The sequence below is a fragment of the bacterium genome (genome assembly GCA_023150945.1).
Taxonomy (GTDB): Bacteria; Zhuqueibacterota; Zhuqueibacteria; order Zhuqueibacterales; family Zhuqueibacteraceae; genus Coneutiohabitans.
On record JAKLJX010000002.1, the window covers coordinates 15217 to 38943 of the forward strand.

Annotated in this window: 20 protein-coding genes and 1 pseudogene; 16 read left to right on the forward strand and 5 right to left on the reverse strand. The window is 57.4% G+C overall.

The genetic code is table 11. From position 1 onward, the window contains the following. The first annotated feature begins 127 nt into the window (after positions 1 to 127). The 4 genes from L6R21_03420 to L6R21_03435 all read left to right on the forward strand — a co-directional run bounded on the left by L6R21_03420 (position 128) and on the right by L6R21_03435 (position 3903). Positions 128 to 1744, forward strand: coding sequence for a radical SAM protein (locus L6R21_03420; protein MCK6558225.1), 1617 nt, complete (start codon positions 128 to 130; stop codon positions 1742 to 1744). Positions 1745 to 1751: 7 nt separating this feature from the next. After that, positions 1752 to 2804 (forward strand): serine/threonine protein kinase, encoded by a 1053-nt coding sequence (locus tag L6R21_03425; GenBank protein MCK6558226.1) that lies wholly within the window; start codon positions 1752 to 1754, stop codon positions 2802 to 2804. Between the two features lie 89 nt (positions 2805 to 2893). Continuing rightward, a complete protein-coding gene (locus L6R21_03430) occupies positions 2894 to 3268 on the forward strand; it encodes a hypothetical protein (protein MCK6558227.1) in 375 nt (124 codons plus the stop codon). A gap of 98 nt (positions 3269 to 3366) precedes the next feature. Continuing rightward, on the forward strand, positions 3367 to 3903 hold the full coding sequence (locus L6R21_03435) for a hypothetical protein (protein ID MCK6558228.1): 537 nt from the start codon (positions 3367 to 3369) through the stop codon (positions 3901 to 3903). Positions 3904 to 4183: 280 nt separating this feature from the next. Here the strand turns inward: L6R21_03435 and L6R21_03440 are convergent, their stop codons facing one another. Next, positions 4184 to 4384 carry a hypothetical protein gene (locus L6R21_03440; GenBank protein ID MCK6558229.1) on the reverse strand — a complete coding sequence of 67 codons (201 nt, stop codon included), beginning with the start codon at positions 4382 to 4384 and terminating at the stop codon, positions 4184 to 4186. On the opposite strand from L6R21_03440, the gene L6R21_03445 reads away from it, so the two are divergent. The 12 genes and pseudogenes from L6R21_03445 (at position 4383) to speA (ending at position 19471) form a co-directional block, all read left to right on the forward strand. Beyond that, positions 4383 to 4613: a hypothetical protein gene (locus tag L6R21_03445; GenBank protein MCK6558230.1), complete on the forward strand. Its 231-nt coding sequence runs from the start codon at positions 4383 to 4385 to the stop codon at positions 4611 to 4613. The two genes, L6R21_03440 and L6R21_03445, sit on opposite strands and share 2 nt — an antisense overlap. A gap of 164 nt (positions 4614 to 4777) precedes the next feature. Continuing rightward, a pseudogene (locus tag L6R21_03450) lies at positions 4778 to 5449 on the forward strand (glycosyltransferase family 2 protein). Positions 5450 to 5552: 103 nt separating this feature from the next. Further along, complete coding sequence (locus L6R21_03455) at positions 5553 to 6818, forward strand: TolC family protein (protein ID MCK6558231.1); 1266 nt, start codon at positions 5553 to 5555, stop codon at positions 6816 to 6818. Between the two features lie 120 nt (positions 6819 to 6938). Further along, on the forward strand, positions 6939 to 8441 hold the full coding sequence (locus tag L6R21_03460) for an efflux RND transporter periplasmic adaptor subunit (GenBank protein MCK6558232.1): 1503 nt from the start codon (positions 6939 to 6941) through the stop codon (positions 8439 to 8441). A gap of 169 nt (positions 8442 to 8610) precedes the next feature. Continuing rightward, positions 8611 to 11736 carry an efflux RND transporter permease subunit gene (locus tag L6R21_03465; GenBank protein ID MCK6558233.1) on the forward strand — a complete coding sequence of 1042 codons (3126 nt, stop codon included), beginning with the start codon at positions 8611 to 8613 and terminating at the stop codon, positions 11734 to 11736. A 58-nt stretch (positions 11737 to 11794) separates the two neighbouring features. Then, positions 11795 to 12148 (forward strand): heavy-metal-associated domain-containing protein, encoded by a 354-nt coding sequence (locus tag L6R21_03470; protein ID MCK6558234.1) that lies wholly within the window; start codon positions 11795 to 11797, stop codon positions 12146 to 12148. A gap of 28 nt (positions 12149 to 12176) precedes the next feature. Next, positions 12177 to 12563, forward strand: a complete 387-nt coding sequence (locus tag L6R21_03475; protein MCK6558235.1) for a hypothetical protein — start codon at positions 12177 to 12179, stop codon at positions 12561 to 12563. Then, positions 12560 to 13798 (forward strand): glycoside hydrolase, encoded by a 1239-nt coding sequence (locus L6R21_03480; protein MCK6558236.1) that lies wholly within the window; start codon positions 12560 to 12562, stop codon positions 13796 to 13798. Before L6R21_03475 ends, L6R21_03480 begins: the two co-directional genes overlap by 4 nt. A gap of 119 nt (positions 13799 to 13917) precedes the next feature. Further along, the gene (locus L6R21_03485; GenBank protein ID MCK6558237.1) at positions 13918 to 16419 is read left to right on the forward strand and encodes a heavy metal translocating P-type ATPase; all 2502 of its coding nucleotides are present in this window, start codon (positions 13918 to 13920) and stop codon (positions 16417 to 16419) included. A 70-nt stretch (positions 16420 to 16489) separates the two neighbouring features. Continuing rightward, positions 16490 to 16873 (forward strand): heavy-metal-associated domain-containing protein, encoded by a 384-nt coding sequence (locus tag L6R21_03490; GenBank protein MCK6558238.1) that lies wholly within the window; start codon positions 16490 to 16492, stop codon positions 16871 to 16873. Between the two features lie 283 nt (positions 16874 to 17156). After that, positions 17157 to 17552 (forward strand): hypothetical protein, encoded by a 396-nt coding sequence (locus L6R21_03495; GenBank protein ID MCK6558239.1) that lies wholly within the window; start codon positions 17157 to 17159, stop codon positions 17550 to 17552. Positions 17553 to 17575: 23 nt separating this feature from the next. Then, complete coding sequence (gene speA / locus L6R21_03500) at positions 17576 to 19471, forward strand: biosynthetic arginine decarboxylase (protein MCK6558240.1); 1896 nt, start codon at positions 17576 to 17578, stop codon at positions 19469 to 19471. A gap of 161 nt (positions 19472 to 19632) precedes the next feature. On the opposite strand, the gene murJ is transcribed toward speA, so the two are convergent. The 4 genes from murJ to L6R21_03520 all read right to left on the reverse strand — a co-directional run bounded on the left by murJ (position 19633) and on the right by L6R21_03520 (position 23667). After that, positions 19633 to 21219, reverse strand: coding sequence for a murein biosynthesis integral membrane protein MurJ (murJ, locus tag L6R21_03505; GenBank protein ID MCK6558241.1), 1587 nt, complete (start codon positions 21217 to 21219; stop codon positions 19633 to 19635). 251 nt (positions 21220 to 21470) lie between these two features. After that, positions 21471 to 21716, reverse strand: coding sequence for a hypothetical protein (locus tag L6R21_03510; protein MCK6558242.1), 246 nt, complete (start codon positions 21714 to 21716; stop codon positions 21471 to 21473). A gap of 131 nt (positions 21717 to 21847) precedes the next feature. Beyond that, complete coding sequence (gene wecB / locus L6R21_03515; GenBank protein MCK6558243.1) at positions 21848 to 22987, reverse strand: UDP-N-acetylglucosamine 2-epimerase (non-hydrolyzing); 1140 nt, start codon at positions 22985 to 22987, stop codon at positions 21848 to 21850. Positions 22988 to 22998: 11 nt separating this feature from the next. Continuing rightward, on the reverse strand, positions 22999 to 23667 hold the full coding sequence (locus L6R21_03520) for a hypothetical protein (protein ID MCK6558244.1): 669 nt from the start codon (positions 23665 to 23667) through the stop codon (positions 22999 to 23001). Positions 23668 to 23727 lie beyond the last annotated feature (60 nt).

A 23727-nucleotide genomic window follows, 5' to 3' on the forward strand; every position in this document is an offset into this window, starting at 1 on the left:
TTCCCAATTCAATTCTCCGCAGGATCCGGCAGCCGGGGTGCAGGCCGGCGGTTTCGCCGCGCTTGAGCCTCCGCGCAGCCGTATTCGCGTGAGCAACGTGATTCTCAAATCCTTTTCTGGAGCAACCATGCGCAAACTGCGCATCGGCGTCATCGATCTCGTGACCAAAGCGCCCACCCGCGCCCTGTTCGCCCGCGTCATGAACGCCAATTTCGCCAGCATCATGCCGCAAGTGCTTTCCCTCTGGTGTGAAGAGGAGGGGCATGAGGTCACACTCGTCTGTTACACCGGTTTCGAGGATCTGCAGGCCGAACTGCCGGATCAGGTGGATCTGGTGTTCATTGGCGCCTTCACCCAGGCGGCGCAACTCGCCTATGCCCTGAGCAACCGATTCCGCCAAAACGGCGCGGTCACCGTGCTGGGCGGGCCGCACGCGCGCTGTTACCCGCAGGATGCGCAGCAGTATTTCGATTACGTGCTCGGGTTCACCGACAAAGCAGTGATTCGCGAGGTGCTGCAGGATTGCTCGCAACACCGGCCGCTCGGCATTCATTTGCAGGCGGCGCAGCAGCCCACTGCGCTCCCGGGCGTAGCCGAGCGGTGGAAGTTCATCGCGCCGACACTGCAAAAAGCGCCGCTCATCAAGATCGTGCCCATGCTCGGCAGCTTGGGTTGCCCCTACACCTGCAGCTTCTGCATTGACGCCGCCGTGCCCTATCAGCCGCTCGACTTCAACCTGCTAAAAGAGGATCTGCGCTTCCTGCTGAAAACGGTCAAACGGCCCCGCGTCGCCTGGCATGACCCCAACTTTGGCGTGCGCTTCAGCGATTTCATGGATGCCATTGAAGAGGCGGTGCCGCCGGGCCGCATCGATTTCATTGCAGAGAGCAGCCTGTCGCTGCTGGCGGAACCCAACCTGAAACGGCTACAGCGCAACGGCTTCAAAGCGCTGCTGCCGGGAATCGAATCGTGGTTTGAGCTCGGCAACAAATCCAAAACCGGCGCGGCGCAAGGCATGGAAAAAGTGCGTCAGGTATCCGACCATCTCAATTTGATCATGCGCTACATTCCCTATGTGCAGGCCAATTTCGTGCTCGGCCTCGACGGCGACGAAGGACCGGAACCCTTCGAGCTAACCAAACGCTTCGTGGATCTCTCGCCCGGCGTGTTTCCCGGCTTCTCCCTGCTCTCCGCCTTCGGCCAGGCGGCCCAACTCAATCTCGAGTATCAACGCCACAATCGCGTCATTCCCTTTCCGTTTCACTTTCTGAACAACAATCAGGCGATGAATGTGAAACCGAAAAACTACTCCTGGCCGGAGTTTTATGATCGTGTGGCGGATTTGACCCGCTACACCTTTTCCTGGCGCGCCATCGGCCGGCGCTGGCAGGCGATCGAGGCCGCCATTCCCCGCTGGATGAATGTCGTGCGCGCCGTGTCCACCGAGGGCTTCGGCCGGATCAAACACTACACCGAGTTGCGGCAGCGGCTCGAGAGTGACCGGCCGCTGCGGCAGTTTTTCGAGCAGGAGACCCTCGAAGTTCCGGCATTCTACCAGCAGCGCGTTCGCCAGGATTTGGGGCCGCTGTGGGAATGGTTGCCGCCGGGTGCGCTGCAGCACGATCCCAACGCCTACCTCAAAGCGGAGTTGGCGCAGGTGATATTGCCACGCAACGGCAAGCCCACCAACGGCTTCCACCAGATCGCAAGTAAGGAAGTGCTGCACCAGCCGCTCGGCAAATGAGAAACATATGGCCTGGCTTTCGGACAACCTGTTGCAACACCTGCAGGAGCTGGTGCAATTGCCCGATCTCAGCGCCACCCGCTACCGGCTGCTCGAAAAGCACGCCCAAGGCGGCATGGGAACGATCTATCTCGCCGAAGACACGCAGCTTCAGCGCACGGTCGCGCTGAAAGTGCTGCATGTGCCCGATGCCTCGGGAGAATGGTCGGCGCGCCTGTTGCGCGAAGCGCGGGTGATCGCCCAACTCGAACACCCCTCCATCGTGCCGGTTCACGATGTCGGCACTCTGCCCGATGGCCGCGTGTTTTATGTGATGAAATTCGTACAGGGCCAGCGCCTCGATCAATTCGCCCGCAGCGCAAGCACGCTGCCGAATCGTCTACGCATTTTCCAGAAAGTCTGCGAAGCGGTTGCCTTCGCGCATGCCGGCGGCGTGATTCATCGCGATCTCAAGCCGGAAAACATCATGGTGGGCGCGTTCGGCGAAGTGCAGGTGATGGATTGGGGCCTGGCGAAAATCGTGACGGCCGGCGAGAGCGGGAAGATGCCGGTTGGCTCCGAGCATCAATTCGGCGATGCCGGCCGGCCGGTTGCGCCCGAGGGCGCGCATCCAACCCAACACGGAACAGTGCTGGGCACGCCGGCCTACATGGCGCCGGAGCAGCAGCGTGGCGAGGTTGATGATATTGATCAACGCACCGATGTATACGCGCTGGGCGCCATCCTGCGGTTCTTGCTGTACGGGCCTGTGCCCGAGGCGGGCAACGCGCACAAGCCCGGTGCGCGTTTGTTCCAATCCGCCGGTGGCGGCAGGATTCCCAAGTCACTCGCGGCCATCGTTGCCACCGCCATGGCTGCGAGCAAAGAACAACGATATGCCACTGCCCTCGCGCTCGCGCAGGATATTGAACGCTTTCTCAACGGCCTTTCGGTCTCGTCCTACAAGGAAAGTCTGTTCGAAATCGTGTGGCGCTGGCTGCGGCGCTATCAATTCATGGTATTGCTGGTGCTGGTCTATCTGCTGGTGAGAATTCTGCTGTTTTTTTGGCTGCGGCCTTAAAGGATCAATCCGCAGGGTTTAATGGAACCGTAGCACAACTGCCACAGACAGGTTGCGCCATTCACCTTTCACTCAGTAAGGAGAAAATCATGTCAAAGCCGGTGTTGGGTTTGATCCTGGGAACCGTGCTCGGCATCTTCGACGGCCTGACGGCCTTGCTGGAACCGGATATTGCCACCAGTCCCGAGGTGGGATCCGCCATGACGGGCATTCTGCTGGGCTCATCAGTCAAGGGCTTGCTCGCCGGGCTGATTATCGGTTTCTTCGCACGCAAAGTCACCTCGCTCAAAAGCGGCTTGATCTTCGGTGCTCTCGTCGGGCTGGCGTTGGCCACGTTGGTCGCGGCCATGCCTGATCCTTCCGGCAAGCATTACTGGCTGCAAATCATGATTCCGGGAACGATCGTGGGCTTGATTCTGGGCTATGCCACGCAAAAATACGGCAGACCAGCCGCGGCGCATTGAAGGTCATCGCTCACTTTTTTGGACCAACAAGAAGTGGCGGCGGGCAGGCGGCCCGTTTGATTGCCCGCCGATCGTAATTCTCATCAAGGAGATTCGATATGATCAAGCAGTTTCTTTTGCTGAGCCTGGCGATCTTGTTGTTGGCAGTCCAGGCGCCGGCCACAGCGCAGGAAGAGCTTATCGAGCAACTCGGCCCGTTCAAGCCGTTTCTCGGCAAAACCTGGAAAGGTGAATTCAAGCATTCGACCAAAGAAAAGCCCATGTTCGATGTGTCGCGCTGGGAACGCGCACTGAACGGCAACGCCGTTCGCATCCTCCATTCCGTTAATGACGGCGAGTATGGCGGCGAGACCATCATGTTTTGGGACAAAGCCAAACAAAGCCTGGTCTTCTATTACTTCACCACCGCGGGATTCTACACTACCGGCACGCTGACCATCGAGGGCAGCAAGTTCACCAGCCACGAATATGTGACCGGCGATTCCAACGGCATCACCGAAGTCAAAGGCACCGGTGAAGTGACGCCGGAGGGCAAGATGGTAAGCAAGTCACAATACCTGCAGAATGGAAAGTGGGTCGAGGGCCATGAAATAATCTACGTGGAAGATGCCACCGCGCAGGTGGTGTTCAAGTAGCCTCGGCAGAGTGCGCAGAGCTGACCCCTCCGCTGCCGCATCAGCGGAGACTGCCGCCATGAGGTTCTTCCCGGCCGTCTTGCCTGCCGCGCCTTGCCGAAATGATCTCATGTTGCTGTTGCGAACCGCGCGACCGGCGCTCTGCTGACGGTAAACATGTCTGCACCGCTTTCCTCGCTGCACTGAAAAATGTTCCTTGCGAATTTCCACAAAATCGATAGATTTCGCTGTGTCATTCAACAGATCCGAGAGCTGCAAAATTAATCTTGCTTGAACCTTGTTATCCACTGCGCATGCTCGACAGTAGAAGAAAAGAATCTGCCGTACCGCTCCGGCGAGCAATCGCTCTGCTGCTCGCCGTCGCTTTGTTGTTTTCCTGCATGCCGTTGTCGCGAATAGAGGGTGCGGCCTCCTGCTGTCCAATGCCTTCCGCGAGTTCCCCCAAATCACCCTGTTGCGAAAGCAAGCCCTTGGCGACCATGATGTGCTGCACCAACGAGTCCGGACCGGCCGCTGACGAAGCAACGCTTGTTCCGGTCACTGCCGGACAAGCGCTGCGCACGCTTCTCGCGCTGGCGGTCGGTCTGCCCATCAGCGCCCCTGCGCAACAGCAGCAACATGAGGTGAATGCCGCGCCGGACTATCTTGCCTCGCATACCCTCCTTGCCTCCAATCAACGCTACCGGCTGCTCGCCGTTTTCCTCATTTAGAACCGATTGCGAGGGAGTCGTACGCCCTCTTCGTTTTTTTCACACATCTTTAACGGCAATTTTGTCATTACCTCGCGCCGCTGGCGTGCGAGGGCTTCGGCACTTGCTTGAAGTTTGCCGGCGCCTCGTGCCAATTCTGCGGCGACAGGCATGGAAAGGTCCGCATGAAAGTGGCCGTCGTGATTCCAGCTTGCAATGAAGAACGCGCCATCGGCAAAGTGGTCGCGGCGATTCCGCAACCGCCGGTGAGTGCGATCATCGTTGCCAACAACAATTCCAGCGATCACACCGCCGCGGTGGCGCGGGCCGCAGGAGCGCAGGTGGTGGAGGAGCCACAGGCCGGCTATGGCGCCGCCTGTCTCACCGGCGTGAACGCGGCCGCACAGCTCGGCGCAGACCTGATCGTCTTTCTCGATGGCGATTACAGCGATTACCCCGAGGAAATTCCGGCACTGATTGCACCGATCGTGGCGGGAGAAGCCGACATGATTGTCGGCTCGCGCGTGCTCGGCCAACGCGAGCGGGGTTCCTTGACGCCACAGCAACGCTTCGGCGGCTGGCTGGCGTGCCAGCTCATGAAGCTGTTTTGGGGCGCGCGCTACACCGACCTCGGCCCCTTCCGCGCCATCGCCATGCCCGCACTGAAACGGCTCAACATGCAGGATCGCGACTACGGCTGGACCGTGGAAATGCAGATCAAAGCAGCCCGCGCCGGCTTGCGCGTGCAGGAAATGCCGGTGCGCTATCGCAAGCGCATCGGCGTCTCGAAAGTCTCGGGTACGGTGAAAGGCGTGGTCTTGGCAAGTTACAAGATTCTCTGGACGATTTTCAAATACGCTCTGCAACCTGCGCCGGTGGCTGGCAAAACCGGGCAACGGCTTTACGTTACCGGGCAAAACCATGCGGCCGCGAAACAGAATCTCTCATCCAAATTGAACCATGAAAACTGAAGTCTCTCTCAAATTCACGTTCTGCCTGCTGCTTGGTCTCGGAATGAGCGGGGCAGCGTTGGCGCAAGGCGATCATGGCGGAACCCTCAGCCTTGCCGCCCTTCTCCGTGAGGCGCGCGCCCGCAATCCCGAGATTCGGGCCGCGGAGAAAAAATGGCAGGCCATGCAAGCGCGCATCAAGCCGGCCGGCACGCTCGCTGATCCGCAAATCAGCTTGCAGGTGATGGACGTGCCCTATCCCTTGCGCAATGCCTTGCAGTACGAGCGCGCGATCACCATCAGCCAGATGTTCGATTTCCCGGGCAAGCTCGGGCTGATGTCCGGCATGGCAAAGCGCGAGGCCGAGGCCAGCAGCGCGGAGTATGCACGCGTCACGCTGCAAGTGCTGACCGAGGTGAAAAGAACGTACTTCATGCTCTTTCACCTCGACTACGATCTCGAAATCAACCGCGAAAACCGCGAGCTGATGAAACAATTCATCGCGATCGCCAATGTCAAATACGCCACCGGCATGGGATCACAGCCGGACCTCATCAAGGCGCAGACCGAATATTCAATGATGTTCAACGACAGCCTGATGCTGGCGCAGGAACGCGGCTCGATGGCGGCCATGCTCAACGCGCTGCGGGATCGTCCGGCCGGCAGCCACGTGCCGGTGATTCACGAACATTTCGATCCGCGCCACTATTCCTTCAATCTGGATTCGTTGGTGCAAACGGCGTATGCTCATCGTCCGGAATTGCAGAATATGCTGGCGATGGCGGAAATGTACCGGCTCTCCGGACGCCTGGCCCGTCGCGATTATTTTCCTGATTTCATGTTGAGTTTCACGCATCGCAAGATGCCGGCGATGAAGATGTGGGATGCCATGGTCTCATTCAACCTGCCACTCTATTTTTGGCGTAAGGAGAATTTGCGTGTGCAGGAGGCCGAGGCCAACTTTCAAATGGCGGACGCCGGTCTGCAATCCATGCGCAACATGGTGCGCGCCGAAGTTGAAAGCGCCTTTTACAAAGTCGAGCAAGCGGGCCGCAGCGTGCGGATTTTTCAAAACACCGTCATCCCGCAAGCCGAGCAGTCGCTGCTGGCCAGCCGCGCCGCTTACGAGAACAACAAGGTGGATTTTCTCATGCTGCTGGACAGCCAGCGCACGCTGCGCGATCTCAAACTCGCAGCGCATCAGGCCCTGGCCGATTTCGGCACGCGGCTGGCGGAGTTGGAGTTTGCCGTTGGCGTCGAGTTTATCAATAAATAAGTAGTCCCGCCCCCTTGTGGAGCACTGTCGATAATCCGGTTCTTTCCTTCTCGACAGCCGCCCACAAGGGGCGGGGACTATCTCACTAAAAGGATTTATGTTTTTGTGAAGAGGTAGATTATGCAATCTCGAATGCTCTCATTTGGCTCTTGTCTTTTGTTGCTCGCCATCTTTCTGATGGCTTGCGAAAAGAAGGCCGGGCAAATTGCAACCACCGACGTACCCTCGTCGGTGGATAAAAAAGACCGCAAGATTCTCTACTACAAAGACCCGATGCACCCCTGGCTCACTTCGCCAAAGCCGGCGAAAGCGCCGGATTGCGGCATGGACATGGTGCCGGTTTATGAAGGTGAAGAGGAAGAGCAGCCCGGCAGCGCGATCAAAATCGATCCGACCGTCGTGCAAAACATCGGCGTCAAAACCGAAGCGGTGCAAAAACGCAAGCTCGCAAAAGCGATTCGCACCGTCGGCAAAGTCGAAGTGGACGAATCCAAGCTCTACGCGGTGAACACCAAGATCATGGGCTGGGTGGAGAAGCTTTATGTGAATGTCACCGGCCAGCCCGTGAAAAAGGGCCAGCCACTGCTGGAGATTTATTCGCCAGACTTGGTTTCAACGCAGGAAGAATACCTTCTCGCCTTACGCTATCAAAATGCCGTGAGCGGCAGCGAATTGAAAGAGACGCTGGCCGGCTCGTCGAGCCTGGTCGAGAGCGCACGCCGGCGGTTGGAGTTTTGGGATGTCACAGATGCTCAAATCGCCGAGCTGGAAAAGACTGGCAAACCGCGGCGCACACTGACTTTCTACTCTCCCGCTGACGGCATCGTGATGGAAAAAATGGTTGTGCAAGGCGCCGCGGTCATGCCCGGCATGGACATGTTCAAAATCGTCGACCTCTCGAAAGTGTGGGTAATGGCGGATGTTTATGAATACGAGCTGCCGTGGATCAAAGCCGGCGAACCTGCGGAAATGGAGCTTTCTTTTATTCCTGGCAGAACCTTTACCGGCAAAGTCACCTACATCTATCCCATGCTGGCGATGGAAAGCCGCACCGCCAAAGTCCGCCTGGAATTCGCCAACCCGGCCGGCGAGATTCAACTGCGGCCGGAGATGTTTGCAACCGTGCGTTTGAAATCTGAAATGGGTGAAGAAACCATTGCCGTGCCCGAGCAAGCCATCATCCGCAGCGGCGAACGGCTTGTCGCCATCGTGGCGCGCGACGGCGGCTATTTCGACGTGCGCGAAGTGAGAGCCGGTCTGGTTGCTGAAGGCCAAATGCAAATTCTCGAAGGCTTGCACGAAGGCGAGCAGCTCGTCGTTTCTTCACAATTCTTGATCGACTCTGAAAGCAATTTGCGCGCGGCCATTGCACAGTTCACCAGCACTCATGCCGGACACGGTGAGGCAAGGAGCCAAGGAGCCTTGCAAGACAAGGAGCCAACTGTGGGTGGGGAATACGAGGGACACCAGATGCGGGAAGAAAGCAAGTCGACTGAGCATTCGGCGCGCAAGGCAAAGCAGACTGGCGGGAAAAAGTATACCTGCGAAATGCATCCTGAAGTGATCATGGACGCGCCCGGCGATTGCCCGAAGTGCGGGATGAGACTCGTAGAGGTGAAGTAAACTCCTTATCGAACTCCTACTCCTACTCCTACTCCTACTCTTACTCCTACTCTTACTCGCTTTTGATTATGAGCATCGAGTAAGAGTAAGAGTAAGAGTAAGAGTAAGAGTAGGAGTACGAGTACGAGTACGAGTACAAGTACGAGTAGAAGGGTAAACCGGAGAAACCATGCTACCCAAAATCATAGACTGGTCTATTCGCAACAAATTTCTCGTCGTCCTGCTCACCGTCTTTGCCATCATCGGCGGCATTTATGCGATGCTCAACACGCCGGTGGATGCGATTCCGGATTTGAGCGACGTGCAAGTGATCATTTACACCAAGTTCGACGGCCAATCGCCGCGCATCGTTGAAGATCAGGTGACGTATCCCTTGACGACTGCAATGGTCTCGGTGCCGCGCTCGACGGTGGTGCGCGGCTACTCGTTTTTCGGCTACTCGCTGGTTTATGTGATATTCGAAGATGGCACGGACATTTACTGGGCGCGCTCGCGCGTGCTCGAGTATCTCAACTACGCGGCGAATCGTTTGCCCAAAGGCGTCGTGCCCGCGCTCGGTCCGGATGCCACCGGCGTCGGCTGGGTGTTTCAATATGCCCTCACCTCCGAAAAGCGCGATCTCGCCGAGCTGCGCTCGATTCAAGATTGGTATTTGAAATATGAACTCAGCGCCGTTGAAGGCGTTTCCGAAGTTGCCAGCATCGGCGGCTTCGTCAAGCAGTATCAAGTCACCGTCGATCCCAATCGCCTGCTCGCCTACAACATTCCGCTCGACATGGTGATGATGGCCATCCGCAAGAGCAACCACGACGTGGGCGGCGAGAGTATCGAAATGAGCGAGACGGAATTCATGATCCGCGGCCTCGGTTATCTCAAATCCGTGGACGACATCAAAAAGATTCCGTTGATGGTGGATAAGATGAGCGGCACGCCGGTGTATCTGCGCGACGTGGCGGACGTGCAAATCGGACCGGAAATGCGCCGCGGCATTGGCGAGCTGAACGGCGAGGGTGAGGCGGTGAGCGGCATCATCGTCATGCGCTATGGCGAGAACGCGCTGAAAGTGATCGACGCGGTGAAGAAGAAACTGGAAGTGTTGAAGGCCGGTTTGCCGGAAGATGTGAAGATCGTCACCGTTTACGACCGTTCGGCGTTGATCAATCGCGCCATCGCCAACTTGCGCGAAAGCTTGATTGAAGAAATTGCGGTCGTCGGCATCGTGTGTTTGATCTTTCTGCTGCACCTGCGCAGCGGCTTCGTCGCGATTTTCACTTTGCCCACCGCGGTGTTGATCTCGTTTTTGATCATGTACTACCAAGGCATCAACGCCAACATTATGTCGCTCGGCGGCATTGCCATTGCCATCGGCGCGATGGTGGACGCGGCGATCATCATGATCGAAAACGCGCACAAGCATCTCGAACAAGATGCCGGCAAAAAAGAGCATTGGGCGATCATTGCCGATGCCTCAAAAGAGGTCGGCCCCTCGCTGTTTTATTCTTTGATGGTGATGACGGTTTCGTTTTTGCCTGTCTTTGCTCTGCAACAGCAAGAGGGCCGGCTCTTCAAACCGCTGGCTTTCACCAAAACCTACGCGATGGCGGCCTCGGCGTTTCTCGCGATTACCATCGTGCCGATTTTGATGGGATTCTTCATTCGCGGCCGCATCCGCCCGGAAGAAAAAAATCCCATCAACCGTTTTTTGATCAAGCTGTATGATCCGGTGCTGCACTTCGTGCTGCGCTGGAAAAAATCCGTGCTCGTTGCGGCTTTGATCATCCTCATCGCCACGATTTTTCCCTTCACGAAAATCGGCGACGAGTTTATGCCGCCGCTTTATGAAGGAGACTTGCTCTACATGCCGACCACTTTGCCCGGCATCAGCGTCACCAAAGCGCGTGAGCTTTTGCAGCAGACTGACAAGATCATTCGCCAATTTCCGGAAGTGCATCACGTGTACGGCAAAATCGGCCGCGCCGAAACCGCCACTGACCCGGCGGGGCTTGACATGCTCGAAACCACAATCATGCTCAAACCGGAAAACGAGTGGCGACCCGGCATGACCGTGGACAAGCTCATCAACGAAATGGATGCGGCGCTGAAAATTCCCGGCTTGTCGAACGTGTGGACCATGCCGATCAAAAATCGTATTGACATGCTTTCGACCGGCATCAAAACCCCGGTCGGCGTAAAAATCTCCGGCCCGAGTTTGCAGACACTCGAAGCCATCGGCAAAGAGGTTGAAGCCGTCGTCAAGCAAGTGCCCAACACGCTTTCTGCTTTTGCCGAGCGCGCGGTCGGCGGCAATTACGTTGATTTCCATACTAATCGCGATGAAGCCGCGCGTTACGGCTTGACGGTTGAAGACATTCACAACACCATTCAATCCGCCATGGGCGGCATGGCGGTGACAACGACGGTCGAAGGGCTTGAGCGCTATCCGGTGAATTTGCGTTACAGCCGCGAGCTGCGCGACAATATTGAGGCGCTCAAGCGTGTGCTGGTGGCGACTCCAACCGGACAACAAATTCCGCTCGGCCAGCTCACCACCATCAGCGTCAACAAAGGCCCGATGGTGATTCGCACGGAAGACACGCGGCCGAATGTTTGGGTCTACGTGGATATCAAAGACATCGACATTGGCACGTATGTGAAGATGGCGAAGCATGCCGTGGCGGAAAACATCAATCTGCCGCCAGGATATAACATCGTGTGGAGCGGGCAATACGAATACATGCAACGCGCCGAACAAAGGTTGATGTTCGTCATTCCGCTGACGATTCTTATCATCTTTGTGATCATTTATCTCAGCACGCGCTCGGTGACAAAAACGCTTATTGTGTTTCTGGCGGTGCCGTTCTCGCTGGTTGGCGCCATCTGGCTGCTCTATCTGCTCGACTACAATTTCAGCATCGCGGTGTGGGTTGGCATGATCGCCCTTGCGGGCCTCGATGCCGAGACCGGGGTGGTGATGTTGTTGTATCTCGACGTCGCTTTTGACAATGCCAAAAAGAAAGGCCTCATGCGAACATTGGGCCATCTGCGCGAGGCGATTTACGAAGGCGCCGTGCGCCGCATTCGTCCGAAAGTGATGACGGTCGGCACCACGTTCGCCGGCCTGCTGCCGATCATGTGGAGCGCCGGCACCGGCGCCGACGTGATGAAGCGCATCGCCGCGCCCATGGTCGGTGGCTTGTTTACTTCATTATTGTTGGAGTTGACAGTTTATCCAGTGATTTATTATCTTTGGAAGGGGAAGGAAATAAGAGCGAAGAAAGAGTCTCAGTCTTTTTGAGATAGGTTTTGCCGTTTATTGAAACAAATATCATTCACCAAAAACAAGGAGAGACATTATGTTCAAGCAAACATCTTTGGCAATGGTTTTGAGCTTGGTGCTCATGGCTTGTGGTAAAAGTGAAAAGACCGCCAGTCAAGTGGAAATCAAAGTTCCGACCATTCAATGCGGCAGTTGCCAGGCCAATGTCGAAGAAGCATTGAAGGCCTTGGATGGCGTCAAATCAGCGGCAGTTGATTTGAAAACAAAAATCGCGCAAGTCAGCTTCGATGATGTCAAGACGAGTCTTGCGGCGCTGGAAAAAGCCATCGCCATGGCCGGCTACGACGCCAACGACACCAAACGCGATTCAGTGGGTTATGCCAATCTCGATGCGTGCTGCAAGCTGCCGGAAGATCGCGCCGGCAAATGATTGCATGCGCATACTGAAAGGAGTTCGCATGAAACGTTTAACTATTGTCAATTGGCTGCTCGCTTTGATGTTTCTCGCGGCCTGCACGAAAGAAACTGAAACGCCGCCAGGCAGCACTTCACAGCCGCCAGCCGTTGCAAAAACGCCCGAACAGAAATTGGAAGACGTTCGCGCCGATATCAAAGCGCTGAAAACCGAATTAGCGCAGGCGGGAAAATATTTTTGCTGCATTCAGGAGCCTTGCAACTTTTGTCTCTTACATGAAGGAAGCTGCCCGTGTTTGCATGAATTGGAGAGCGGCGAGCATGTTTGCGTCGAATGCTATACCGGATGGCAGCAGGACAAAGGCATCGTCAAAGGAATCAAAAAGGAGCAGGTGACCACGAGTTTTGTGAAGCACGAGCATAAACATTGACAGAAATGGGAAATTGTAAAACGATGAAAGCAAAATTGGCCTTTCTGGGCGTATTCGCAATGAGTCTGGGTTGCCGCAGTTCTGAAAGCAGTAGAGATTTTCAAACGGTTATTCAGCCGCTTTCCTCTCCGGCGCAAAACCGAAGCAGCGTGCCAAATCTCTTTTCGGCGCCGGACGGCAAGATTTATTTGTCGTGGATTGAATCGTTAACCGAAGAGCGATACGTTTTAAAGTTCAGCGTGCTGGAAAAAAACGGCTGGTCGAGCGCCAGGACGATTGCACAAGGCGAGAAGTGGTTCGTGAACTGGGCAGATTTTCCTTCCATTTGTGTTTTAAATAATGGCGCGCTGGCGGCGCATTGGCTCGCCAAAGTTGGAAATGAAAAGTATGCCTATGCGGTGAAGATTTCTTTGTCACCGGATGGCGGAAATTCTTGGACGGAGCCCATTACGCCGCACACCGATGGCACGCCGACCGAGCACGGCTTCGTTTCGCTGTTGCCGTGGGAAAACGGCGGCGTGCTCGCCGTCTGGCTGGATGGCCGCAACATGTGGCGCAATGATAACGGTGTCATGAGCATACGCTCAGCCAATATCGCCATGAATAAAAATTTTTGCAATGAGGCGGTGTTGGATGATCGTGTGTGCGACTGCTGCCAAACCGGCGCGGGACTTACGCCGAATGGCGCCATCGTCGCTTATCGCGATCGTTCGGAAAATGAAATTCGCGATATCGCCGTCGCGCGCTTTGAAAACGGCGCGTGGTTGCAACCTGAAACTTTATTCAACGACGGCTGGGAAATCAACGGGTGCCCGGTGAATGGCCCGGCCGTCGCAACGGCCGGCAATAACGCCGCCATCGCCTGGTACACCGAGGCGAAAGATACGGCAAAAGTGAAAATCATTTTCTCGCGCGACGGCGGAAAAACTTTTGGCCGGCCCATTCGCGTCGATGACGGCGATCCGATGGGCCGAGTCTCCGTGAGCCTGCTTTCCAATAAGGACGCCGTTGTTTGTTGGATGGAAATGATCGAGTCGAATGCGGAAGTGCGAATTCGGCGGATTCGATTTGACGGCGGCATTGGCAAATCCATTGCCGTCACGCCGACCAGCGCCACGCGCGCCAGCGGCTTTCCGCGGATGGCGAGCGACGGCGATGAGCTTATTTTCGCCTGGACGAAGTTGGCAGATGAACGCAGTGTGCTCACGGCGAAAATGAAATTGAGCGAGCTATGAAATTGTAAAGAAATTGCTTGAACCTGATTATGTCATTCTTGAAGAATCCTTTTTCAACTCAAGTACAATGCCGGATTGTAAGAGGCCTTTCAGAATAGCATCGTTAGAAAGAATACCTTATGGCAATAGATCCCATTTGCGGCATGACCGTGGACGAAACAACGAACCTGCGCGCCGAGCGCGACGGGCAGACCTACTATTTCTGCTGCGAGCATTGCCGGCAGAAATTTCTGGCGCCGCCTGCGCCACAAGTCATCACCCTGCAACGGCCCCTTGCGGTCGCAAAACAGCCTGTGACGCTCACGCCTTCGCACCACGAGAAGCACGGCCAGCACCCGCCGGCGCCGGTCGCGCCCGCGTGCTGCGCGGAGGTCGGTGCTTCACCAACAACGCCCACTTCCGCTGCGAAATACTTCTGCCCAATGTGTGAGGGCATCACAAGCGACCAACCCGGCGATTGCCCGAAGTGCGGCATGGCATTGGAAAAGAATCTGGCCTGGCAGCCAGCAGGCAAAACCATTTACACTTGTCCCATGCACCCGGAAATCGAGCGGGATGAGCCTGGCGATTGCCCGATCTGCGGCATGGCGCTGGAGCCGAAAACAGTGTCACGCGACACCGATGAAGAAAACGCCGAGCTGCGCGACATGACGCGCCGTTTCTGGATTGGCGCAGCGCTCACGTTGCCGGTTTTTCTGCTGGCGATGGCGCATATGATTTCAGCGCTGAACGTGGTACCCGGAAGTATTTCACGTTGGGCACAATTCATACTCAGCACACCGGTGGTGTTGTGGGCGGGCTGGCCGTTCTTCAAACGCGGCTGGCGTTCGATCAAAACGCGGCACCTCAACATGTTCACGCTGATCGCGATCGGCGTCGGCGCGGCTTATTTCTTCAGCGTCGCGGCAATGCTGTTGCCCAATCTGTTTCCCCATTCCATGCGGCACAATGGCGGTGTGGACATTTATTTCGAAGCCGCGGCAGTGATTGTCGTGCTGGTGTTACTCGGACAAGTGCTCGAATTGCGTGCGCGCAACCGTACCGGCAACGCCATTCGCAGCCTGCTCAATTTGACGCCACCGACCGCGCATCTCATCCAGGACGGCGATGAACGCGAAGTGCCGCTGGCAACAGTGCAGGTAGGCGATCGCTTGCGCGTGCGGCCGGGCGAAAAGATTCCGGTTGATGGTGTCGTGCTCGAAGGCCGCAGCAGCGTGGACGAATCAATGATCACTGGCGAGCCGATTCCCGTGGCAAAGAATGCCGGCGACAAAGTCACCGGTGGCACGGTCAATGGCACCGGCAGCTTTGTGATGCAGGCGCAGCGCGTGGGCAGTGACACTTTGCTGGCGCAAATCGTCGCTATGGTCGCGCAAGCGCAACGCAGCCGCGCGCCGATTCAAGGGCTGGCCGACAAAGTTTCCGGCTATTTTGTTCCCGCCGTCGTCGCCATTGCCGTAATCACTTCATTACTTTGGTATTTCTTCGGGCCGGAGCCGCGTCTGGCTTATGCCATTGTCAACGCCGTTGCGGTGTTGATTATTGCCTGTCCCTGTGCTTTGGGTTTGGCGACGCCGATGTCGGTGATGGTGGGCGTGGGCCGCGGCGCGCAATCCGGCGTGCTCATTCGCAACGCCGAAGCCATCGAAATCATGGAGAAAGTCAATACGCTGGTTGTTGACAAAACCGGCACGCTCACCGAAGGCAGGCCGCGTCTCGTTGCCGTATCTGTCGCAGAGGGATTTGATGAGCGTGAATTACTTTCCGCGGCCGCATCCATCGAACAGAACAGCGAGCATCCGCTGGCGGCCGCAATTGTGCAAGCCGCAAAAGAACGGGGCGTGAAGCCACAGGCAATAACAGATTTCGCCTCGGCCACCGGCGGCGGCGTGATGGGCAAATTCAACGGCAGCGAAATCACGCTTGGCAAGCTTGCTTTTTTGCAGCAGCGCGGCCTGAGCGGACTCGCGGCACTCGAAGCACGCGCAGCGCAACTGCAATCCGAGGGCAACACGGTGGTGTTCGCCGCAATCAACGGCAAAGCCGCGGGCGTGCTGGCGATTGCCGATCCGATCAAAGCTTCAACGCCCGAGGCCATCAAAGAATTGCACCGGCTCGGTTTGAAAATCATCATGCTCACCGGCGACAATCAACGCACGGCTGAGGCCGTGGCGAAGAATCTCGGCATCGATGCAGTCGAGGCGGGTGTGGAACCACAGCACAAACACGAGCGCGTCAAACAACTACGGCAACAGGGCTGTATCGTGGCGATGGCGGGCGACGGCATCAACGATGCGCCGGCATTGGCCGCGGCGCATGTCGGCATTGCCATGGGTACGGGCACGGATGTCGCAATGGAAAGCGCGGGCATCACGCTGGTCAAAGGCGATTTGCGCGGCCTCGCCAGCGCCGTGCATCTCAGCCGCGCGATGATGCGCAACATCCGCCAAAACCTTTTCTTCGCATTTGTATACAATTCCCTCGGCATTCCGGTGGCTGCGGGCGTGCTCTACCCATTTTTCGGCGTGCTGCTCAGTCCCATTCTCGCCGGCGCAGCCATGAGCTTCAGCTCGGTTTCGGTGATTGTCAATGCTCTGCGCTTGCGCAAGCAAAAGCTGTAACCGCGATGCCAAATCGAAAATCGCCGGAGGGCAACCACCGTCGTTCATTCAATTCGCAAAGGATACTCTCATGGCAAGAAACTCGCTTCTCGCTCTGACCCTCGGTTTGGTGTTGGCAGCATGCAGCAATTCCGAGCGCGGCCACACCGACGCCAATGGCTCCGCCGTTGCGCCGGCCGGCGTTTCGGAAGCGAAGATCAGTGTTCCCACCGTGCAATGCGGCAGTTGCCAAAACAAGGTTGAAAAGGCGTTGCAAGCTGTGGCGGGCGTGAAATCCGCGCAGGTCGACTTGGGTGCGAAGGTCGCGCGGGTGAGCTTCGACCCGCAGCAGGCCGGCGTGGCGGCGCTGGAAAACGCCATTGCCCTGACGGGCTATGACGCGAACAGAGTGAAGCGCGATTCCACGGCATATGCCAGCCTCGCTGCCTGCTGCAAGCTGCCGGAAGACCGCTGAACTCAAAGCTGCAAGTCCAAAAGAGAAGAGCGCAGAAATCCGGCGCATCTTGCGGTTCGAGCCTCTCGCCTCCTGCTGCCTCCTCCCGGCCCAACTGCCCGGCGCGGTCGTGCAACCTGAGCGCCGGCGGTTGACCGGTCGATTCCCGCCGTGACTTTTTTCCCCAAGCCACATTGTGTGCTTGATAATGAAGAATAACTTTTGTAGTATCGGCGCCGGCTGTGAAATTCGTGCCGCCAGCAGCCGGTGGTTGCGAACAACGACGCTGCTGAGGAGCCTGTGCATGCGATTCGAAGAAGAGTATCAAGATATTCTGCAAAACATCGAGGCCACGACCATCGAGGTGTATCGTGAGCTGCCGGAATTGATGGACTACGATGTTGCTGACGCCGTGCAGTTGCTGGCGGGCCAGTACGTGGCGGAGGAGACAAAACGCTTTCCGCCCTATGCGAATATCTCCGAGCGCGCCAACCGCGTTTTACAGGCCGCCAAAGCGGTATGTGAATGGCGCCTGGGCCGTAACCCCCTCGTATCCCCCGAGGGCGAAGAAGTGCCCGCGCCGCAAAACTCTCTGAGCGAGATCATTGCCTGCCTGAAGCGCATTCACAAATCCGTGCAGTATTGGACGAAACAAGGTGGGCGGCAGGGCTACCTGAAATTCGTCAGCCAATTCCTTTAAACCGTAAAGGGCGTGAGGACAAAGTGTCTGTCTGGAAAATCCAAGATTCTCTCGAAACCTACAACATTGCGCAGTGGGGCGCGAATTTCTATTCGGTGAACGAGCTGGGCAATGTGGTGGTGCATCCCAACGGCGAACCCGGCCGCGCCATCGACCTCAAGGTCCTGGTCGATGAAATTCAGCAGCGCGGCATTCAACTGCCGCTGCTGGTGCGCTTCTCCGACATTCTGCGCACGCGGGTGCGCGAGCTGTGCATGAGCTTCCAGCGGGCGATCGAAGAATACAAGTACCAGTCGGTTTACCGCGGCGTCTATCCCATCAAAGTCAATCAGCAAAAGCACGTGGTCTCGACGATCGTCGATGCCGGCCGGCCTTTTCACTACGGGCTGGAGGCCGGATCGAAACCCGAGTTGCTGACCACCATGGCTCTGCTCGACGATCCCGAAGCCTTGATCGTGTGCAATGGCTACAAGGACGAGGAGTTCATCGAGCTGGCGCTGCTGGCGCGCAAAGTCGGCAAGAACGTCATCCTGGTGGTGGAGAAACTTAACGAGGTGGACTTGATCACCAAGCTGGCGGAGCGCTTGAACGTGAGGCCGGCCATGGGATTGCGCGTGCGCTTGGCGACCAAGGGCGCGGGCCGCTGGGAAGCCTCGGGCGGTGACCGTTCGAAATTCGGACTCGGCCCGGTCGAGATTCTGCAAACCATCGAGAAGCTGCGCGCCCAAAACATGCTGGACTGCCTGCAGTTGCTCCACTATCATCTTGGCAGCCAGATCACCGCCATTCGCAACATCAAAGAGGCGCTGCGCGAGGCCGGCCGCTACTATGTCGAAATCAAACGGCTGGGCGCCGCGCTCGATTACTTCGACGTGGGCGGCGGCCTGGCGGTGGATTACGACGGCTCGCGCACCAACTTCTCCGCCTCTGCCAACTACTCGCTGCAAGAATACGCCAACGACGTGGTCTATCAAATCATGACCACCTGCGACGAGGCGAGCGTCCCGCATCCCATCATCGTCAGCGAGTCGGGGCGGGCGATTACGGCGCATCATTCCGTGCTGGTGTTCAACGTGCTCGGCGCCATTGTCTCGCAACCGGTGGAGCCGCAAAAGCCGGTCGACGCGCCGCCGCTGGTGGTCGATCTGTGGGAGTCGTATCAGAGCCTCAGCCGCAAGAACTATCAGGAAGCCTATCACGACATTCAGCATGCGCGCGAGCAAGTGTTGAACATGTTCAATCTCGGCTACATCAACCTGCACTGGCGCGCCTATGCCGAGGCGATCTATCGCGCCGCCAATCACAAGATCCAGCGCCTCGCCAAAGATTGGGACTATGTTCCCGACGAGTTGGAGGGCCTGGACCGCGCGCTGGCCGACATCTACTTCTGCAATTTCTCGCTGTTCCAATCGCTGCCCGACGCGTGGGCCATCGACCAGGTCTTCCCCATCATTCCGATTCACCGTTTGCATGAAAGCCCGACACAAGCCGCGGTGCTCGCCGACATCACCTGTGATTCCGACGGCTGCATCGATCGCTTCATCGATCTGCGCGACGTGAAAGACGTGCTGCCGCTGCACCCGCTGCGCGAAAACGAAGAATACCTCATCGGCATCTTCCTGGTCGGCGCTTATCAGGAGATTTTGGGCGACCTCCACAATCTCTTCGGCGACAACAACGCCGTGCACGTCTCGCTGGACGGCGAGGAACATGCCTACAAAATCGAACATGTCGAATATGGCGACACGGTCGCGGAAGTGCTGGGCTACGTCCAGCAGAAGAAGGATGATCTGGTCAACCGATTTCGTCAGAGCGTCGAGCGCGCGGTGCGCGAAGGCACGTGCACGATTCAGGAGTCACGTCACATTCTGGAGATGTATCGCAGCGGGTTCGAAGGCTACACCTACATGGAAGGCTGAGCCGGCGGGGGAAAGAGCGCCGCAAGGCCGGCTGCGGTGGGAAAGCGCCGGCATGCAAACTTGAACAACAAGTCAATCTACTTGCGCAAACTTGGTTTGATTTCGTCCGCAGGCTCGAACCCGCCGGCGGCGCGCTCCGTGTGCAGCCTCGTCTTTCATACTCAGCCCTCGCGGCGGGAAACGAGTTTGAGCTTGCGGCCAATCTGCTTCGATGCGCTGATCACTTCCTGAACGCGCAAAGCAAGGCCAGCGGCGACAAAAAGGCCGGTGAAGATCGATCCAATGATCAAACACATGAGCAGGCTGTCGAACAAGCTCGCGGGATCGAGAAAACGCAGCACCACGGTCCTCATGCCCCAGCTCATCGCCCCCACCACCGCACTCAACAGCAGAAGCTTGCCGAAAAGCAAATACACAAACCGGCTTTCGATATTTCCGCTTCTGCGATTCCACAACAGGTAAAGCAGGCCACTCTGCAAAACGGCGGAGACGGAAACCGCCAGCGCCAGGCCGTGAATGCCCATTTGCGTCGTGCCGAGCCAGTAGAGTGGAACGCTCGCCAGCACTGCCAGCGTGCCGACGATCGTGGGAAACAGCGTGTTCTGCGTGGCATAGTACCCGCGCACCACCACGGTTTGCGCGGCAAAAGCAAACGCGCCGATCAACAGAAACACCAGAACCTCGGCAGTCAGCGCGGTGGCCTGCTGGTCGAAGCGGCCGCGCTGAAACAGCAGGCGAATGACTTCGCGGCTCAACACCATCATCAGCGTTGCCACCGGAATGACCAAAGCGATGTAACGGCGCAGGGTATCGTTGAGCAGGCGATTCATCTCGGCCAAACGGCCTTCTGCGATCAACCGCGCCAGATAGGGATAAGAGGCCACGCCCGCGGCCTGGCCGAAGAAGCCCACCAGGATCAGCATGACGCGCAGGCCGTAATTGAGCGAGGCGATGCTGCCCTCCGGCAAAAACGAGCCGAAGAAGCGGGTGAAGAATTCCGTGGAAAACGTCATGGTCAAGCCCACCATCAACGGCAGAGTGAGCAGCACGTAGCGCTTCAAATCGGGATGGGTGAGCGTGAAGCGCCAGCGCAAGCGCATGCCCACTCTCCGCGCGCCGGCATATTGCACCAGCAAATTGCCGGCGAGTGCGCCCGCCAACACGCCCCAGGCAAAACCCTCCATGCCCAGCCAGCGATACAACAGCACGCCGCCGAGAATGATGCCAAGATTGTAGAGCAGCGGCGCCAGCGCCGGCAGGGTGAACCGTTCTTTGGCGAACTGCACCGCCATCAACAAACCGCCGAAGAAGAAGCACAACTGCGCCGGCATGATGATGCGCGTCATGCGAATCGCCGCGGCACGATGGCCGGGATCGGTCAAACCCGGCGCAACCAGCGCCACCAACTCCGGCGCCCACCACCAGGCGGCAGCCACCAGCAGCGCCAGCAGCACGCCAAAGACGGAAAAGATGATCGAGAAGACTTTCCAGCCTTCGTCCTCGTGGTTGGCCGCGAGATATTGGGAGAAGATCGGAATGAACGTGATCGAGAGAAAGCCGCTCGCCACCACGTGGTTGAGGATTTCAGGAATGACGAAGGCAACGTTGTAGGCATCGACCTCGCCGGCGGCACCGCCGAGGTGGGCGATCACCATTTCGCGCAGCAGACCGATCACGCGGCTGGCCAGCACCGAGGCCATCATGATCAGCGCGGCGAAGGTGACCTTCTTGGAGAGGGAGGTTGTCATCTGTGGGCGCAATCAGCAGCGTCGTTCAGCGAGCGGGAATGCGAAGGCTGTCGTCAGGTGAGCGTCGCGAGGTAGCCATTCAGGCTCGACCTGAACTGCGTAAACACGTCTTCGATCCTTCCTGCATGCGGTCCCAGTCAAGATGAAAGCCATAACCGCGAAAGAAGACGTGACGGAATCCTCGGAAAGGCGCTGGGGCCGACTCCAATTCCTCATCGCGATGGTGATTTGGTCTTGAAGCTCCTGGGATTTCATAGAATGACTTTGCCTCGAGCTTCAATCAGCTTGGCATGGCGATTCCGGGGGGGGAAGGGGATCAAATCGAGCGGCATGCGCAAAACGTCTTCGGGCCTCGCACCCAATTCATGCAGTTTCCAGCCCGATACCCCGTCACAAGCCAGATCGATAATCCGGTTGAAGTCGGTTTGGCTGAGTCTCATGAGCAAGCTGATTCGAACCTTTTGAGTCGAACTCTTTTCCGCCTTTTTGCGCAGCAAGATAGCAAAGTCGCCTTCATGAAGCAATCGCTTTGTTGCAGAGCTGGACTCAGTCGAAAGTGCTCAATTCGTGATATGATGAAGACGATGCGCCATCTTTGCATGTGGCCACACAGAAACTTCGCTCTCTCTCAGCCTGCAAGGGCGGTGGCTGTACTTTTCCAGGCAACTGCCCACTCGGACTTGCGCAACACCTGCACGATCCTCTCCGCGGCGCGGCCGTCCCACAATTCCGGCCGGCGGCCGGCCTTTCCGCGGCCGGCCAGAATTTCGTAGCTCTCCTCCAAAATGCGCTCGCGCGACATGCCGATGACAATATTGGTGCCTTCACTCACGGTCACCGGCCGTTCGGTGTTCTCGCGCACGGTCAGGCAGGGCACGCCCAGCACCGTGGTTTCCTCTTGAATGCCGCCGCTGTCGGTCACCACCAGCCGCGCATGCGCCATCAGCTTCAGGAAATCGAGATAGCCGAGCGGATCGGTCAGGATCAAGTTGGCCGCGGCCGCCACGCGCTCTTCCAGGCCGAACAGCTTCATCTGCTTGCGCGTGCGCGGATGCACCGGGAAAACCAGCGGCAAATCGCGCTGCAAATCGAACAACGCCTGCAGGATGTTTTCGAGATTCTCCCGGACGTCGACGTTGCTGGGGCGATGCAACGTGATCAGGCCGTAGCGTCCGGCTTCCAGCTTGAGGTCGTTGAGAATCGCGGAGCGTTCGGCGTGCTCGCGCTGCTTCAGCAGCGAATCGATCATGACGTTGCCGACGAAATGAATCTTGTCCGCGCTGATGCCCTCACGCAACAAGTTCTCTTTGGCCGCGCGCTCAGTGAGAAACAGATAGTCGGAAATTTGATCGGTAAGAATGCGGTTGATTTCTTCGGGCATGGTGCGATCGAACGAACGCAAACCGGCCTCGACGTGGGCGAGCTGCACGCCCATCTTCACCGCCACCAGGCCGCAGGCAATCGTCGAGTTGACGTCACCGACGACGAGCACGATGTCCGGCTTGTTCGCGTTGAGGATCTTTTCGAATTCGATCATCACTTTGCCGGTTTGTTCGCCGTGGCCGCCGGAGCCCACGCCGAGATAGACGTCGGGCTTGGGCAAACCGAGATCCTGAAAGAACAGCTTCGACATTTTCTCGTCGTAATGCTGGCCGGTGTGCACCAGGGTGGCTGCGAGATCAGGGTGTCTGCGCATCTCATCAATGAGAGGCGCGATTTTCATGAAATTCGGCCGTGCGCCGACGACGTTGCAAATCTTCAACGGCATTTGGGCTCCTGCTAGTTCAAGATCTTTCCCACGCCGATCCGAACGGCGATTCGCGAGTCCTTAATGGCAAAGGTGTGCGATTCGAAAAAACGAAAATCCAAGCCCAGCGTGAACGCCAGGGCTATTGCCCGGGCTTGCACATGTAAATCACCACCTGCCAAAAGCACGTGATAGTTGGGGAAATTTAGATTTGGCCGCCAGGGCCGGCGATGATCGAATACGTAGGCATAGTTCAAACTCGTGGCCAGACGCACCGCACCATGGGATTTGTCAACGCCGATTCCGTAGCCGACCTGGCTGCTCAGAATATCGGGTCCGGAAAACGGTAAGCCGACACCGACGGCCAGACGATGGAAAGTTCGAGGCCATCTTGTCCAGGCATAATCCAGTTGGAAACCATATCGCGGAACTTCTGCCGAGCTAATGTGCAAACCGAGCGATTTGTAAACAACCACTGGCGTTGATTCAGCCTTCAACCGGGAAAATCTTGCCTGCGACAAATCCACGAGGAAGAAGTTGCCGCGTTTGCGCAAGGCGGCGTTATCCAGGTGTTGGGCAATGATGGCAGAGGCCAGATCGGCGTCTGAGGTCAGAACGGAGTCTACCACTTTTAAGGGAACAACCTCTCCCCGGGAGGCAAACAAACAGCGATATTGCACACGGTGCACCGTGAGCATCATGCTATCCCCCCGTTTCAAGAAAACTTCGCCCGTTTGTGTTTGCGCCCAAGCGGCCGTGAC

Coding starts and splice junctions, on each gene's coding strand:
- wecB (MCK6558243.1), bottom strand. CDS start 22,987: ATGCCGTTGAAGATTTGCAACGTCGTCGGCGCACGGCCGAATTTCATG.
- L6R21_03470 (MCK6558234.1), top strand. CDS start 11,795: ATGTTCAAGCAAACATCTTTGGCAATGGTTTTGAGCTTGGTGCTCATG.
- L6R21_03490 (MCK6558238.1), top strand. CDS start 16,490: ATGGCAAGAAACTCGCTTCTCGCTCTGACCCTCGGTTTGGTGTTGGCA.
- L6R21_03430 (MCK6558227.1), top strand. CDS start 2,894: ATGTCAAAGCCGGTGTTGGGTTTGATCCTGGGAACCGTGCTCGGCATC.
- L6R21_03445 (MCK6558230.1), top strand. CDS start 4,383: ATGATGTGCTGCACCAACGAGTCCGGACCGGCCGCTGACGAAGCAACG.
- L6R21_03465 (MCK6558233.1), top strand. CDS start 8,611: ATGCTACCCAAAATCATAGACTGGTCTATTCGCAACAAATTTCTCGTC.
- L6R21_03495 (MCK6558239.1), top strand. CDS start 17,157: ATGCGATTCGAAGAAGAGTATCAAGATATTCTGCAAAACATCGAGGCC.
- L6R21_03475 (MCK6558235.1), top strand. CDS start 12,177: ATGAAACGTTTAACTATTGTCAATTGGCTGCTCGCTTTGATGTTTCTC.
- L6R21_03440 (MCK6558229.1), bottom strand. CDS start 4,384: ATGGTCGCCAAGGGCTTGCTTTCGCAACAGGGTGATTTGGGGGAACTC.
- L6R21_03455 (MCK6558231.1), top strand. CDS start 5,553: ATGAAAACTGAAGTCTCTCTCAAATTCACGTTCTGCCTGCTGCTTGGT.
- L6R21_03460 (MCK6558232.1), top strand. CDS start 6,939: ATGCAATCTCGAATGCTCTCATTTGGCTCTTGTCTTTTGTTGCTCGCC.
- murJ (MCK6558241.1), bottom strand. CDS start 21,219: ATGACAACCTCCCTCTCCAAGAAGGTCACCTTCGCCGCGCTGATCATG.
- L6R21_03425 (MCK6558226.1), top strand. CDS start 1,752: ATGGCCTGGCTTTCGGACAACCTGTTGCAACACCTGCAGGAGCTGGTG.
- L6R21_03420 (MCK6558225.1), top strand. CDS start 128: ATGCGCAAACTGCGCATCGGCGTCATCGATCTCGTGACCAAAGCGCCC.
- L6R21_03520 (MCK6558244.1), bottom strand. CDS start 23,667: ATGATGCTCACGGTGCACCGTGTGCAATATCGCTGTTTGTTTGCCTCC.
- L6R21_03485 (MCK6558237.1), top strand. CDS start 13,918: ATGGCAATAGATCCCATTTGCGGCATGACCGTGGACGAAACAACGAAC.
- L6R21_03435 (MCK6558228.1), top strand. CDS start 3,367: ATGATCAAGCAGTTTCTTTTGCTGAGCCTGGCGATCTTGTTGTTGGCA.